General features: G+C 64.5%; 8 protein-coding genes. 7 read left to right on the plus strand and 1 reads right to left on the minus strand.

What is annotated here, in order from left to right:
- Positions 1–93: 93 nt before the first annotated feature.
- Together FQ746_RS26905 and FQ746_RS26910 are read left to right on the plus strand one after the other, a co-directional pair.
- Positions 94–531 (plus strand): MbcA/ParS/Xre antitoxin family protein, encoded by a 438-nt coding sequence (locus tag FQ746_RS26905; RefSeq protein ID WP_144112836.1) that lies wholly within the window; start codon positions 94–96, stop codon positions 529–531.
- Complete coding sequence (locus FQ746_RS26910; RefSeq protein WP_144112837.1) at positions 528–1,259, plus strand: RES family NAD+ phosphorylase; 732 nt, start codon at positions 528–530, stop codon at positions 1,257–1,259. Before FQ746_RS26905 ends, FQ746_RS26910 begins: the two co-directional genes overlap by 4 nt.
- A 34-nt stretch (positions 1,260–1,293) precedes the next feature.
- On the opposite strand, the gene FQ746_RS26915 is transcribed toward FQ746_RS26910, so the two are convergent.
- Positions 1,294–2,055, minus strand: coding sequence for a metallophosphoesterase (locus FQ746_RS26915; protein ID WP_144112838.1), 762 nt, complete (start codon positions 2,053–2,055; stop codon positions 1,294–1,296).
- 254 nt (positions 2,056–2,309) lie between these two features.
- On the opposite strand from FQ746_RS26915, the gene FQ746_RS26920 reads away from it, so the two are divergent.
- The 5 genes from FQ746_RS26920 to glgX all read left to right on the plus strand — a co-directional run bounded on the left by FQ746_RS26920 (position 2,310) and on the right by glgX (position 14,877).
- The gene (locus tag FQ746_RS26920; RefSeq protein ID WP_144112839.1) at positions 2,310–2,978 is read left to right on the plus strand and encodes a DUF1345 domain-containing protein; all 669 of its coding nucleotides are present in this window, start codon (positions 2,310–2,312) and stop codon (positions 2,976–2,978) included.
- A gap of 452 nt (positions 2,979–3,430) precedes the next feature.
- A complete protein-coding gene (locus tag FQ746_RS26925; protein WP_144112840.1) occupies positions 3,431–6,901 on the plus strand; it encodes a maltotransferase domain-containing protein in 3,471 nt (1,156 codons plus the stop codon).
- Positions 6,898–10,356, plus strand: coding sequence for a maltose alpha-D-glucosyltransferase (gene treS, locus FQ746_RS26930; protein ID WP_144112841.1), 3,459 nt, complete (start codon positions 6,898–6,900; stop codon positions 10,354–10,356). The genes FQ746_RS26925 and treS overlap by 4 nt, the downstream gene beginning before the upstream one ends.
- The gene (gene glgB / locus FQ746_RS26935) at positions 10,349–12,559 is read left to right on the plus strand and encodes a 1,4-alpha-glucan branching protein GlgB (protein ID WP_144112842.1); all 2,211 of its coding nucleotides are present in this window, start codon (positions 10,349–10,351) and stop codon (positions 12,557–12,559) included. The genes treS and glgB overlap by 8 nt, the downstream gene beginning before the upstream one ends.
- Before the next feature lie 98 nt (positions 12,560–12,657).
- Positions 12,658–14,877: a glycogen debranching protein GlgX gene (gene glgX, locus FQ746_RS26940; protein WP_144112843.1), complete on the plus strand. Its 2,220-nt coding sequence runs from the start codon at positions 12,658–12,660 to the stop codon at positions 14,875–14,877.
- Positions 14,878–14,895: the final 18 nt, after the last annotated feature.

The raw sequence follows: 14,895 nt of genomic DNA on the forward strand, positions 1-14,895 counted from the left end.
ATTAGCTAACGAGCCGCGATTATATTCCCTTGCATAAATCTCGATTTAGACTAATATCATTTTTCAGTACATAACAGGACTTACTCACCTCCCATGGCTCACGCTGCCCGCGCCACCCAATCCGAATCGCCCATTCGCCGGCCGGTTTCGGAGCCGTCCTTAACGGAAATGTCGGCGGCAGGTCTGCGCGCGTTCTTCAACATTGCACGCGACTGGGACTTGAGCGCCGAGGAACAAATCGTCCTGTTAGGCTCACCGGGCCGCTCCACCTACTTCAAATGGAAGGCGTCGCCTGCTTCGGCGCGCCTCGGTCGCGACACACTCGAGCGTCTGTCCTTGCTGCTGGGCATCTACAAGGCGCTGCAAATCCTCTTACCGCAACCCACCGCCGCCGACACATGGGTCAAGCGACCCAACAGCGCGCCGCCATTCGGCGGCCGGCGCGCACTGGACCGCATGCTGGCCGGCAATATCAGCGATCTGGTGGCGGTACGCCAATACCTCGACGCCATGCGAGGCGGCTGGGCGTGACTCCATCGCATTGGCAGGACCGCTGGCCGACAGCGCAGCTCGACTGGTCGCCCGCCTATCGGGTGATTCCCACGCGTTTTCCCGCCGTCAATCTGTTCGACCGGGTTGCCTCACCGGACGATTTCGACGCCCTCTACGCGCTCGAAGCCATGACCAACGACCGGTTGCGCACCGAGATCGGCGAACTCGATCTGGTGCCGCGCGAGGAGCGCCGTTTCGGCCCCGGCTACGGTCCGATCATGGCCGCGTTCACGCATCTGAATCCGCTGGGCAGCCGGTTTTCCGACGGCGCTTATGGGGTGTTCTATTGCGCCCGCTCACGGGATACCGCCATTGCCGAGACGCGGTACCACACCGCCCAGTTCATGCAGGCCACCCACGAAGCGCCCACGCGTGCGCAGATGCGGCTGTACACCGTGGTCGCGCAAGGGTCGGTGGTCGATATTCGCGGCGACGTGCGCAACGACGCAACGTCCGACGGCACGTCGGACCCGGCCGTGCTCTCACCCGTCGATTACCTGCCTGGCCAGTCGCTCGGGCGCGCGGTGCGCGAAGCAGGCGCGCCGGGCATCGTCTATCCGTCGGTGCGGGATCGGGCAGGCGCAGGCGAATGCCTCGCCGCGTTCAAGACCACGTTACTGCGCGATTGCCATCACGCGGCCTATCTCGAGTACAACTGGAACGGGTCGAGCGTCGATATGGTGTTCGAGCTGAATCAGGTCGGCTGACGCGCCTCACGTAGATTACGCAGATCAAGGCGGATCAAGGCAACGGCAGCGCCGCGGCGCCTTCCGCGCGCGCCGTCTCGACCGACACCGACCAGCGCCGCAACGCCTTCGGCTCGACGATCGTGAGCTTGCCGTCCTGCCCGAACGCGCCGGTGTCGATGAACACCTGCGAGCCGACCTGGCGGATATCGTGCATTGGCGTATGGCCGCAATAGGTCAGCGAGAGACCGCGTTGACGCACCGGGTCACCGTTGCCGAGTGCGAGTTCGCGTCCCCACAGCAATTGCTGGCGCGCTTCGGCGGAAAAGCTCCCGGCGTCGAGATCGGCGTCGCTGCCGAAGAACTCGGCATGCAGCACGTTGAAGCGTTCCTTGCCGCTGCCGACCACGCGCGCGAGCGGCAGCGCACGCAACCGCTCCGCGTAGTGCCGCAACCGTTCGTCCGGCACATTCGCCGCCCATATCCCGCCAATGTCGTACCACCATTGACGCCGCACGCGCCCTTCGGCGACCGCGCACAGCGTGTCTTCGTGATTGCCGAGCACGGCGTAGAACCACGGCTTGTCGAGCAGCGCCAGCGCTGCTTCGGAATGCTCGCCGCGATCCACCAGGTCGCCGACCGAGAACAACCGGTCGCAGGTGGGATCGAACGCAATGGAGCGCAGCAGGTGACGCAGCGCGTCCATACAGCCGTGCAGATCGCCGACGACGAAGTCGCGGCCGCGCAGATTGGCCGGATGATGCTCGACGACCCGCTGGGCGGCCGGCTGAACAGAGGTAGGAAGTACAGAAGCCATGACCGGATGATAGTGGGGCAACACGAATGCGTATGCGCGGTGCCCATCGTAACCCGACCTCGCGGACGGCGGAATCCGCGTAAAGCGAAACAAAAAAATCGCCGCATAACGGTGTGAACGAGGTGCACATGGCGCGTCTGAAAGCGGCACGCAAGCCCAATACGGAACACTGACGCAAACGGCGCTCCCCTCTTCCACAACCGGCTTGGGCTCGCGAGTAGAATCCGCGACACCCGACCCATACGGCGTACCTCATGCTCACGAAATACTATCCGCAGGTTTTCCGCAATCGGCCCCGCATGCTGATCGGTCTCGCGATCGGCATCGTCGCTGCACTGTTCGTCCCCGCCAGCACGCGCACCATGGTGCGCGTGCTGGCCGGCTGGGACGCGGCCGTCTGGAGTTATCTGTTGCTGATCTGGGTACACATGGCCATCGCCGATGAAGGACGTGTGCGCGAATTCGCCAGGCGTGACGACGAGAACGCGGGCGTCGTACTGTTCGTCATCTGCATTGCGACGATCGCCAGCGTCGCGGCCATCGTCATGGAACTGGCTTCCGCCAAAGCACCGGCAGGCGCCGGCGGTCCGGTCGCCTGGCATTACGTGCTGACCGGCCTCACGCTGATCGGCGCCTGGTTCATGATCCCGACCATCTTCACGCTGCATTACGCGCGGCTCTACTACGACGCCAACGCGCCGGAAACGCCGTTGCTATTCCCCGATCATCAACTCGAACCGAACTACTGGGACTTCCTGTATTTCTCCTTCACCATCGGCGTGGCTTCGCAAACATCGGATGTCGTATTGCGCTCGCGCACGATACGGCGCGCCGCACTCGCGCAGTCGATCCTGTCGTTCTACTTCAACGTGGCCGTGCTGGGCTTGTGCGTGAACATTGCCGCGGGGTTGCTCGGCTCGTGAGCGAAGCTGGCGCGCCTTCGCTTTTTGCGAGGCGCCCTTATGCGGCAAACGCGTGACAGTGGCGGCCAGCGCCCCCGCGCACACCATTCCACACGCAGGTAATTCCCACTCCCGTCCCACCTCTTTTACACGCGCCTGCCTCTGGCTCCGATGCCGCTTCAGGCATTGCAACGCCCCGAGACCTCGGCCAGCCCAACTTCCGACGATCCACACCCGCGCACTGGCACACGGTTTGCTGCAATCTGCGAATAGTTCTGGCCAGCCTCGTGCAGCCGTCGTTCGATATCAAAGCACTTCTTACTGGCCAGCGGCGTGACGATCTTTGCACTACATTGACCAGACGCGCCCTCGCTTCAAGCATTGCGCGGCAGTTGGCTCTGGAAGCCCAATGAGCGTTGTGATCGCATGCCACTTGCATCCACACCGCAGCAGGACGAATCTGGAAACCACCGATGGAATCTCCACACGGGTATGCGCCGCGGATCTACTTTTTCCATTCACTTCTGGTCGGGCCGCTCGATGCATGGCCCGCGCAGTTCGCCCACGCGGCCGGACTGGGCTTCGACCACGCACTGATCGGCAATCTCTTCGAGCCAGGCCAGGCCGGCCACGGACAGGTGGTCGGCAATCACGCACGCCTGCATCCGGTGTTCGAAGCCGGCGATCAGCCGGCGACCGACGCGCTGCGCAAGCTCGTCGAATCCGCCCGTCAGCAGAACATCAGCCTGCTGGTCGATCTGGTCATCGACCGCATGGCGGCGGACGGCGCGCTGTTCGCCGAGCACCCCGACTGGTTTCATCCATCCGAATCCGATGAGGCGCGGCTCGACCCGCGTCACGTGCATCGCGAGGACAACGTCGCCTATGCGAACTTCGACGAATCGACGCCGGGCGGTTCCGCGCTGATCGAATGGTGGACCCGCCAGTTGCTCGCGCTCGCCGAAGCCGGCGTGAAAGGCTTTCGCTTCGACTCGCCGCATCGTGTGCCCGCTTCGGTGTGGCGGCGTCTGGGCGACGTGGTGCGCGCCCAATATCCCGACGTCCGCTTTCTCGCCGCGACGCCGGGCCTCGCCCGCAGCGATCTGGCCGGCCTCGAAGGCGCGGGCTTCGACAGCGTGTTCTCTTCCGTGCGCTGGTGGGACTTCCGGTCCAGCTGGATGGTGGAAGAGCACGCGGTGCTCGCACGCATTGGCAGACCGATCACCTTCCCGGAAGCGCCCTATGGCAACCGCCTCGCCGCCGATCTCGGCGCCGCGCACGATGCCACGATCGTCGAGCGCGCCTATCGCCGTGCGCTGTTCACGTCGGCCGTGCTCGGCACTGGCTGGCTGATGCCGATGGGTTTCGAATACGGCCTGAGCGAAGCCATGTCGCAGAGTCGCGGCGACGCTTCGCAATTCGCCCTTGCGGTGCAAGCAAAACGCTTCGACCTGTCCGAACAGATCGCTCATGTGAACGACGTCGCGCGTAAAACGCACACGCTGCAAGCGAACGGCGAATTGCGTCCGCTGAGCGGTCCCGGCGCGAACGCCGCGGTCCTGCTCCGCGCGGATCAAGCCGATCTGCGCGACGCCCAGGAAGCGGTGTTGATCGCCATCAACCCCGAACTCGGCGCGCCGCTGCGCGTCGATCCGGCGCGCTTCCTCGCCGGCATACCGGGCAACTTCACGCGCTTCGTGCCGCTCGACGCACCCGGTCACGTCACGCCCACGGGCCTCACGCCATTCACGCTGGCGGCGGGTGCGGTGCGCGTGTTCCGCGCCATCAGCGAAAAGCCGATCCGCCTCGCGCCGCCCATCGACAAGGCGAACAGCAAACGCAGCGGTCGCAAGACCGTGCTCGAAGCGATCACCGCACCGCGTGTCGCGATCGAAAGCGTGTCGCCGTCGGTCGAGCATGGCCGTTTCGCCGCCAAGCGGACGATCGGCGAACGCGCCGAAATCAGCGCGGCGATTTTCGCGGAAGGTCACGACAAGATCGCGGCCGCCGTCGTCTGGCGCGCCGCCGACGAAACCGTCTGGCACGAAGCGCCGATGGCGCAGGCGCAGCCGGCCGGCCTCGATATCTGGAAAGCGCGCATTCCGCTCGAACGCATGGGCCGTCACGAGTTCACGGTGATCGCGTGGCGCGACGACTTCGCGTCGCTAGTCGAGCACGTGCAGAAAAAACTCAAAGCCGGTCAGACCGTCGAAACCGAACTCGACGAAGCGACGCATCTGTTCGCACTGGTGCTGGCCGAAGTGGAAACCGTGGAAGGCGCGGTGACCGAGCCGCTCGAACATATCGTCAAGGTGTTCACCAAGGCGGACCCCGAGACGAAGCTCGCTTTGCTGCTCGCGCCGACCACTGCGAAAGCGATGACCGCCGCGCGTCACCGGCCGTTCCTGAGCCGCGACCCGGTCATCTACAAGATCGACGCCGAGCGCACCGCCGCGAGTTTCGCAAGCTGGTACGAGATCTTCCCGCGCTCGATGAGCGACGACGAGTCGCGCCACGGCACCTTCGCGGATGTCACGACCAAGCTGCCGCGCATTCGCGACATGGGCTTCGACGTGCTGTATTTCCCGCCGATCCACCCAATCGGCGTGGCCAACCGCAAAGGCCGCAACAACACGCTGAACGCGCAACCGGGCGACGTCGGCAGCCCGTACGCAATCGGCGGCGTGGAAGGCGGCCACACCGCCGTGCATCCGCAACTCGGCACGCTCGACGACTTCAAGGCGATGCTGAAGGCCGCGCACGAGCACGGTCTGGAAATCGCGCTCGACTTCGCGGTGCAGTGCTCGCCGGATCACCCGTGGTTGAAGGAGCATCCGACGTGGTTCGCGTGGCGCCCGGACGGCACGCTGCGTTACGCCGAAAATCCGCCGAAGAAGTATCAGGACATCGTCAACCCCGACTTCTATGCGCACGACGCCAAGCCGGACCTGTGGCTCGCGCTGCGCGACGTGTTCCTGTTCTGGATCGACGCGGGCGTGCGCATTTTCCGCATCGACAATCCGCACACCAAACCGCTGCCGTTCTGGGAATGGGTGATCGGCGACGTGCGCGCGCGCTTCCCTGAAACCATCTTCCTCGCCGAAGCTTTCACCCGGCCGCGCATGATGAACCGGCTCGGCAAGATCGGCTTCTCGCAGTCGTACACGTATTTCACGTGGCGCGAATCAAAGCGCGATTTTATCGAGTACATGACCGAGTTGACGCAAACCGGCGCGCGCGATTCGTACCGGCCCAACTTCTTCGTCAATACGCCGGACATCAACCCGCGCCATCTGCAGTCGCAAGGACGCTCGGGCTTCCTGATTCGCGCCGCGCTCGCCGCGACGCTCGCCGGGGTCTGGGGCGTATATAGCGGCTTCGAACTGTGCGAGGCCGCGGCGCTCCCCAACAGCGAGGAGTATCTCGACTCCGAGAAATATCAGCTGCGTGCGTGGGACTGGAACCGGCCCGGCAATATCGTCGGCGAAGTGGGGGCGTTGAACCGGATTCGCCGCGCGAACCCGGCGTTGCAAACGCATCTCGGCCTGACGTTCCTCACCGCGCACAACGACCACATCCTGTTCTTCGAGAAAGCGACCGAGTCGCGCGACAACGTGATCGTCGTCGCGATCAATCTCGATCCGTTCAACGAACAGGGCGCGGACGTCGAATTGTCGTGGGACACTTTCCAGCAATGGAACCTGCACGACCATGGCGCACTGGAAGTCACCGACCAGATGACCGGCGCGCGTTTCGAATGGCACGGCCGCTGGCAGCATATCCGGCTCGGCTCGGGCCAGCCGTTCTCCATCTGGCGCATCGCGCCGCTGGGCGGCCTGCCCGCCGAGCGTCCCGATGAATCTGCCAGCGACTCCGACAGCGACTCCGACAGCGCCTATCACGCAGACGCTGACAAACCCACTCCTACGGAAGGTGCGACATGAAGCGTGACGACCCAGCTCAAACCAAGTCGCCGACCCAGACGGACGCCGCCACCGGCGGCGCCGCGAAAGCCCGCACGAATCGCCGCGGCAAGCCCGCGGCGCTGAGCGACGATCCGCTCTGGTACAAGGACGCGATCATCTATCAGGTGCACATCAAGTCGTTTTTCGATGCGAACAACGACGGCGTGGGCGACTTCCCCGGTCTGATCGCAAAGCTCGACTACATCGCCGAACTCGGCGTGAACGCGATCTGGCTGCTGCCGTTCTATCCGTCGCCGCGTCGCGACGACGGCTACGACATCGCCGACTACCGCAACGTGCATCCCGACTACGGTCAACTGTCGGACGTCAAACGCTTCATTCAGGAAGCGCACGCGCGCGGCATCCGCGTAATTACCGAGCTGGTGATCAACCACACGTCCGACCAGCACCCCTGGTTTCAGCGCGCGCGCCGCGCGAAGCCGGGCTCGAATCATCGCAACTACTACGTGTGGTCCGATACGGACAAGAAGTACGAAGAGACGCGCATCATCTTCATCGACTCGGAGCCGTCGAACTGGACGCACGACCCGGTGGCCGGCGCGTACTACTGGCACCGTTTCTATTCGCACCAGCCCGATCTGAACTTCGACAATCCCGCCGTGCTGAAAGAAGTGCTGCAGGTCATGCGGTTCTGGCTCGATATGGGGATCGACGGGCTGCGACTCGATGCCGTGCCGTACCTCGTCGAGCGCGACGGTACGAACAACGAGAACCTGCCCGAAACCCACGCGGTGCTGAAGAAAATCCGCGCGACCATCGACGCGGAATATCCGAACCGGATGCTGCTCGCCGAAGCGAACCAGTGGCCGGAAGACGTGAAAGAATACTTCGGCGACGAAGACGAATGCCACATGGCGTTCCACTTCCCGCTGATGCCGCGCATCTACATGTCGATCGCGAGCGAAGACCGCTTCCCGATTACCGACATCATGCGGCAGACGCCGGACTTGCCCGAATCGAACCAGTGGGCCATCTTCCTGCGCAATCACGATGAACTGACGCTCGAAATGGTCACGGATTCCGAACGCGATTACTTGTGGAATACGTATGCGAGCGATCGCCGCGCCCGTCTGAACCTCGGCATTCGCCGCCGTCTCGCGCCGCTGATGGAGCGCGACCGCCGCCGTATCGAACTGATCAACTCGCTGCTGCTGTCGATGCCAGGCACCCCCGTGATTTATTACGGCGACGAACTCGGCATGGGCGACAACATTCACCTGGGCGACCGCGACGGCGTGCGCACGCCGATGCAATGGTCGTCCGACCGCAACGGCGGATTCTCGCGCGCCGATCCCGAGCAACTCGTGTTGCCGCCGGTGATGGGCTCGCTGTACGGCTTCGACGCGGTGAACGTGGAAGCGCAAAGCCGCGACCCGCATTCGCTGCTGAACTGGACGCGCCGCATGCTCGCCACGCGACGTGCCAAGCAGACGTTCGGACGCGGCACGATCCGCTTCCTGAAGCCGGAGAACCGCAAGATTCTCGCGTATCTGCGGGAGATTCCCGGCGAGCCGCCGATTCTCTGCGTGGCCAATCTGTCGCGCGCACCGCAAGCCGTCGAACTCGATCTGTCGGAATTCAACGGCTCGGTGCCGATCGAAATGACTGCGGATTCCGTGTTCCCGCCCATCGGCCAGCTGACCTATCTGCTGACGTTCCCGCCGTACGGTTTCCTGTGGTTCATGCTGTGCCCGGGCGGACAACGTCCGACATGGGCGCAGGCGCCGTCGGAGCCGCTGCCCGAATTCGTCACGATCGTGATACGCGACGGCCAGGCCGGCCCGACGCCGGAAAACGTCCGCTTGCTCGAATCCGAAGTGTTGCCGTCCTGGCTAAGCCGCCGCCGCTGGTTCGCGTCGAAAGACAAGAAGATGCATGCGGTCCGCCTCGCCGCGCTCACGACGATTCCTCAAGGCGGCTTCGCGTTCACCGAGATCGAAGCGGATGTCGGCGACCACACCGAGCGCTATGTGGTGCCGATCGCGATTACCTGGGGTGGCGAGACCACCACGCCGCTCTTCATTCAACTCGCGCTGGCGCGCGTGCGCCGCGGCCGCAACGTCGGCCATCTGACGGATGCGTTCGCGCTGCCCATCTTCGCGCACAACGTGATGCGCAAGCTGCGCGAACGCGCGGTCGTGCCGACCGTGCAGAAGAGCGAGATCCGCTTCATTCCGACCGATCGTTTCGACGAACTCGCGTCGCTCGGCGAGCAGCCGGAGATTCGCTGGCTCGCGGCGGAACAGAGCAACAGTTCGCTGATCATCGCCGACGCGGCCGTGCTGAAACTGGTGCGCCGTCTCGCCAGCGGGATTCATCCCGAAGCGGAAATCAGCCGTTATCTGACCAAGCTCGGCTATGCGAATACCGCGCCGCTGTATGGCGAAGTGGTGCGCGTCGATCCGGAAGGCGTGCCGCATACGCTTTGTATTCTGCAAGGCTTCATCGACAATCAGGGCGATGCGTGGAACTGGTCGCTCGACTATCTGCGCCGCTCGGTGGACGAACTCGCGATTGCCGTCGACACGGAGTCGACCACGCCGGATCGCGGCAACGAAGCCGTTCTCATGGAAGGCTATAGCGCGCTCGCGGGCATCATCGGCAAGCGGCTCGGCGAGTTGCACGTTGCGCTCGCGTCGCCGACCGACGACGAAGCCTTCGCGCCCGAACCCGCCAACGCCGCGCAAGTGAAGGCGTGGGTGGACGGCACGCAGACAATGCTCGCCAGCGCGCTCGACCTGCTCGCGCCGCGTATCGAGCAGATTAGCGAGCCGGAAACCAAAGCGCTGGCGCAAAGCCTGATCGACCGCCGCGCTGCGCTGGTCGAGGCCGTCGACAAGCTGGTTCCCGCCGATGCCGCCGCGCTGCGCATTCGCATTCACGGCGACTTCCATCTGGGGCAGGTGCTGGTTGCGCAGGGCGACGCCTATCTGATCGACTTCGAAGGCGAGCCCGCACGCTCGCTCGACGAGCGTCGTCAGAAGTCGAGCCCGCTGCGCGACGTGGCCGGCCTGATGCGCTCGCTGTCGTATGCGAGTGCCGCCGCGCAGTCCACGACGGAAAGCGCGCCGCAGCAAACGGCCGACCGCAAGCGCGCCTTGTTCGATCGCTTCCGCGCGCACGCCACGCAGCAGTTCCTCAACGAATACCGCGCGGCAGTCGCGTCGTCTCCCGAACCGCTCGTCGCACCGGAATTCGAAGAGAAGCTGCTCGATCTGTTCCTGATTGAGAAAGCCGCCTACGAAATCCGTTATGAAGCGGCGAACCGCCCGACCTGGCTCGGCTTGCCGGTCCGTGGTCTGGCCGCGCTCGCGAGCCGTCTGCTCGGCGATACCGGCGCGTCGCAAGATTCTTCCACCCAGGCGCCCGGCGCCGCCACACCGCCTAATTCGGCCGAGGGTGACCATGAGTGAGCATGATCCGGCCATAGGCCTCCAACCGCTCGATATCGACGCACTCGTCGAAGCGCGGCATCCCGATCCGTTCTCGCAACTCGGGTTGCATCAGACCGATGCGGGACCGGTCGTGCGCGCGTTCCTGCCGAACGCGGCGCGGGTCACCGTCGTCGCGCGCGCCGACGGCGCGACGCTCGGCGAACTCGAACAGCTGCGCCCGGGACTGTTCTCGGGACGCGTGAGCTCGGCCGCGCCGTATCGCTTGCGGATCGACTGGCATGGCGTCGAGCAGGAAGTCGAGGACACGTATTCGTTCGGTCCGGTGCTCGGCGACGAACCGCTCGGGCGCATCGCGGGCGGCGATCCTTATGCCGTGCTCGAATGCCTCGGCTCGCGGCCGATGGAAATCGACGGCGTGCCCGGCGTGCGCTTCGCGGTCTGGGCGCCGAATGCGCGCCGCGTGTCCGTGGTCGGCGACTTCAATGCATGGGACGGTCGCCGTCATCCGATGCGGTTGCGGCATCAGGCCGGCGTGTGGGAATTGTTCGTACCGCGCGTCGGTCCGGGCACGCGCTACAAATACGAGCTGCTGTCGCGCGACGGCCATCCGTTGCCGTTGAAGGCCGACCCCTGCGCAATGCAGACGGAAAAGCCGCCGGGCACCGCGTCGATCGTCGCGCATGTCGACGAGATCGAGCAGTTCCCGTGGACCGACCACGACTGGATTCATTCGCGGGCGGACAAGCAGACGCCGCGCTCGCCGATCTCGATCTACGAAGTGCACGCGGAATCGTGGCTGCGCATCGCGGAAGAAGGCAACCGCGCGCTCGATTGGGAAGAACTGGCCGAACGCCTGATTCCGTACGTGAAGAGCATGGGCTTCACGCATCTGGAATTCATGCCGATTGCCGAGCATCCGTTTGGCGGTTCGTGGGGCTATCAGCCGCTCGGGCAATTCGCACCGTCGGCGCGCTTCGGCAAACCGGAACAGTTCGCGCTGTTCGTCGACAAGGCGCACGAGGCGGGCATCGGCGTGATTCTGGACTGGGTGCCCGCGCACTTTCCGAACGACGCGCATGGGCTGATCGAATTCGACGGTACGCCGCTCTACGAGCACGCCGATCCGCGCGAAGGCTATCACCAGGACTGGAACACGATGATCTACAACCTCGGTCGTAACGAGGTGAGCGCGTTCCTCGTGGCGTCCGGTCTCGCGTGGCTCAAGCGCTATCACGTGGATGGTTTGCGAGTCGACGCGGTGGCGTCGATGCTGTATCGCGACTACTCGCGCGCCGCCGATCAGTGGGTGCCGAACATCTACGGCGGCCGCGAGAATCTCGAGTCGATCGCGTTTCTCAAACGGCTCAACCACGAAGTCGGCTACGTCCCCGGCGTGCCGGGCGCGATCACCATCGCGGAGGAGTCGACCGCATGGCCCGGCGTGACCGCACGCGTCGAAGACGGCGGGCTCGGCTTCCAGTTCAAGTGGAACATGGGCTGGATGCACGACACACTGCATTACATGGAAGAGAACCCGGTCTATCGCCAATACCATCATCACATGCTGACGTTCGGCATGGTGTACGCGTATTCGGAGCGCTTCGTGCTGCCGCTGTCGCACGACGAAGTGGTGCACGGCAAGGGTTCGTTGCTCGGCAAGATGCCTGGCGACACGTGGCAGCGCTTCGCCAACCTGCGCGCGTATTTCGGTTTCATGTGGACCCACCCTGGCAAGAAGCTGCTGTTCATGGGCGGCGAATTCGGGCAACTGGCGGAGTTCAATCACGACGCGTCGCCGCACTGGCATCTGCTCGACGATCCGAACCATCACGGCGTGCAGAAGCTGGTGCGCGATCTGAACCACCTGTACAGCGCGGAGCCCGCGTTGCATCTGCTGGACACCGAGCCGGGCGGCTTCGAGTGGCTGGTCGGCGACGACAGCGGCAACAGCGTGTATGCGTATCGTCGCACCGACGGTGCGGGCCGCGAAGTCGTCGTCCTCTGCAACATGACGCCGGTGCCGCGAGTGGGGTATCGCGTCGGCATGCCGCGCGGCGGTCGCTGGGCCGAGGTACTCAATACGGATGCGGGCGTCTATGGCGGTTCGAACATGGGCAACGGCGGCCTGATCCACACCGAGGAAATTTCCAGCCACGGCCGGCCGCATTCCGCCGCGCTGACGCTGCCGCCTCTGGCGACCATCGTATTGCGAGCCGAGTAAAGCGGGTGGGTTGAGACGAGCGCGCGGGTGCCAACCCGCGCGCTCGTTGCATGGAGGTCCGCGATAGGGCTGATCACTCAGAACCAGCAAGGGGAAACATGTCGCACGCAATGCCTGACCGGCTGCTGCCCGGCTCGCCCTATCCGCTCGGCGCCAAGTGGGACGGCCTCGGTGTCAACTTCGCGGTGTTCTCGGCGAACGCGCAGAAAATCGAGCTTTGCCTGTTCGATCCAACGGGTCGCAAGGAAATCCGCCGCTACCCGCTTCCCGAATGCACCGACGAGGTCTGGCACGGCTATTTGCCGAACGCGCATCCGGGCACCGCTTATGGTTTTCGTGCGCACGGTCCGTATCAGCCGCAGCAGGGACATCGCTTCAATCCGCACAAGCTGTTGCTCGACCCGTATGCGCGCAAGCTGGTAGGACAGTTCCGCTGGTCCGATGCTTTGTTCGGCTATCGCGTGCATTCGAACCGCGCCGACCTGTCCATCGACCGGCGCGACTCGGCGCCGGCGATGGCCAAGTGCGTGGTGATCGACGAAGCGTTCGACTGGTCGCACGACACGCGGCCCAACGTGCCGTGGGGCGAAACCATCGTCTACGAAACGCATGTGCGCGGCGCGTCGATGCTGCGTGCCGATTTGCGTCAGCACGAGCGCGGCACCTTCGCCGCGTTGTCCTCGCCGGAATTCATCGACCATCTGCAGAAGCTCGGCGTGACCGCGGTCGAACTGCTGCCCGTGCATGCGTTTCTGAACGACCGCTTTCTCGTCGAACGCGAACTGCGCAACTACTGGGGTTACAACACCGCGTCGTTTTTCGCGCCGGAGCCGTCCTATCTCAGCACGCACCGGCTCGACGAAATGCGCATTGCCGTGCGCCAGTTGCACGCGGCCGGTATCGAAGTGATTCTCGACGTGGTCTACAACCACACGTGCGAAGGCGGCGAGATGGGGCCGACCGTGTCATGGCGCGGACTCGACAACGCCAGCTACTACCGGCTGATTCCCGGCGACGAACGACGCCATATTAACGACACCGGCTGCGGCAACACGCTCGACCTGACGCATCCGCGCGTGCTGCAGATGGTGATGGATTCGCTGCGTTACTGGTCGACGGCGTTCAACATCGACGGCTTCCGTTTCGATCTCGGCGTGACGCTCGGGCGTGAGCAGCACGGCTTTGATCCCGGCTCCGGCTTCTTCGATGCGTTGCGCCAGGACCCGATCCTGTCGACGCGCAAGCTGATCTCCGAACCGTGGGACATCGGTCCCGGCGGTTATCAGCTCGGCAATCATCCGCCGGGTTTCGCCGAATGGAACGACCGATTTCGCGATACCGTGCGCCGCTTCTGGCGCGGCGATGCCGGCTTGCGGCCCGATCTCGCGGCGCGCCTCACGGGCTCCGCCGATCTGTTCAACCGGCGCTTCAGGAAACCGTGGGCATCGGTCAATTTCGTCTCGTCGCATGACGGATTTACGTTAGCCGACATCACCGCCTACGAGCACAAGCACAACGAAGCCAATCGCGAAGGCAACAACGACGGCCACAATGAAAATTGCAGCCGCAACTGGGGCGTCGAAGGACCGACCGACGATCCGGCGATTCTCGCCACGCGCAAACGCGTCGCCCGCTCTCTCATCGCCACGCTGCTGATGGCGCTCGGCACGCCGATGCTGCTGGCCGGCGACGAGTCGCTGCGCACGCAGAACGGCAACAACAACGCGTATTGCCAGGACAACGAGCTCTCGTGGATCGACTGGGACCGCGCGCAATCGCCCGATGGGCAACAGATGGCCGCATTCGTCGCGCGCGTGATCGCGCTGCGCAAGCAGCATCCGTTGCTGCGCGAGACGCGCTTTCTGTTCGGCGACCGCGAAGTGTTGCCGGGGCTGTTCGACGTCGGCTGGTTCGACGAACACGGCGATCCGCTCACCATCGAGGCATGGCAGGACCCCGAAGGTCGCGCGTTCACATTGCGACGCGCCGGACCTGGCCTGAACGGCGCCACCGAAGTTTTGCTGCTGATGCTCAACGCGGCGCCCGAACCGCTGCGTTTCACACCGCCGGCCCCGCACCTGGAATGGCACGTGCTGCTGAACACTGCCGAGCCGGAAAGCGCACCGTTCCGGCTGGCGTCGCCGGATATCGAAGTGGCGGCGCACGGCCTCGTCATGCTGGCCGCGCAACCGGTCGGCGAAGCAGATTGGCAGGCCGGCTGGAAAGCCGGCCCGCAACATGGACCGCGCCTGTTGACCGCGCTGCCGCCGGATCCCGGCGCGCATGCGCCGTCCGACGATACGTCGCCGACTACGTGAGTCGCGACCAGTCGGTCA

It is taken from the genome of Paraburkholderia sp. BCC1886 (genome assembly GCF_900996245.1).
Classification (GTDB): Bacteria; Pseudomonadota; Gammaproteobacteria; order Burkholderiales; family Burkholderiaceae; genus Paraburkholderia.

Excerpts from the sequence above, each read along its gene's own strand:
- FQ746_RS26905 (WP_144112836.1), top strand. The coding sequence starts at position 94 with ATGGCTCACGCTGCCCGCGCCACCCAATCCGAATCGCCCATTCGCCGG.
- FQ746_RS26915 (WP_144112838.1), bottom strand. The coding sequence starts at position 2,055 with ATGGCTTCTGTACTTCCTACCTCTGTTCAGCCGGCCGCCCAGCGGGTC.
- FQ746_RS26920 (WP_144112839.1), top strand. The coding sequence starts at position 2,310 with ATGCTCACGAAATACTATCCGCAGGTTTTCCGCAATCGGCCCCGCATG.
- FQ746_RS26925 (WP_144112840.1), top strand. The coding sequence starts at position 3,431 with ATGGAATCTCCACACGGGTATGCGCCGCGGATCTACTTTTTCCATTCA.
- treS (WP_144112841.1), top strand. The coding sequence starts at position 6,898 with ATGAAGCGTGACGACCCAGCTCAAACCAAGTCGCCGACCCAGACGGAC.
- glgB (WP_144112842.1), top strand. The coding sequence starts at position 10,349 with ATGAGTGAGCATGATCCGGCCATAGGCCTCCAACCGCTCGATATCGAC.
- glgX (WP_144112843.1), top strand. The coding sequence starts at position 12,658 with ATGTCGCACGCAATGCCTGACCGGCTGCTGCCCGGCTCGCCCTATCCG.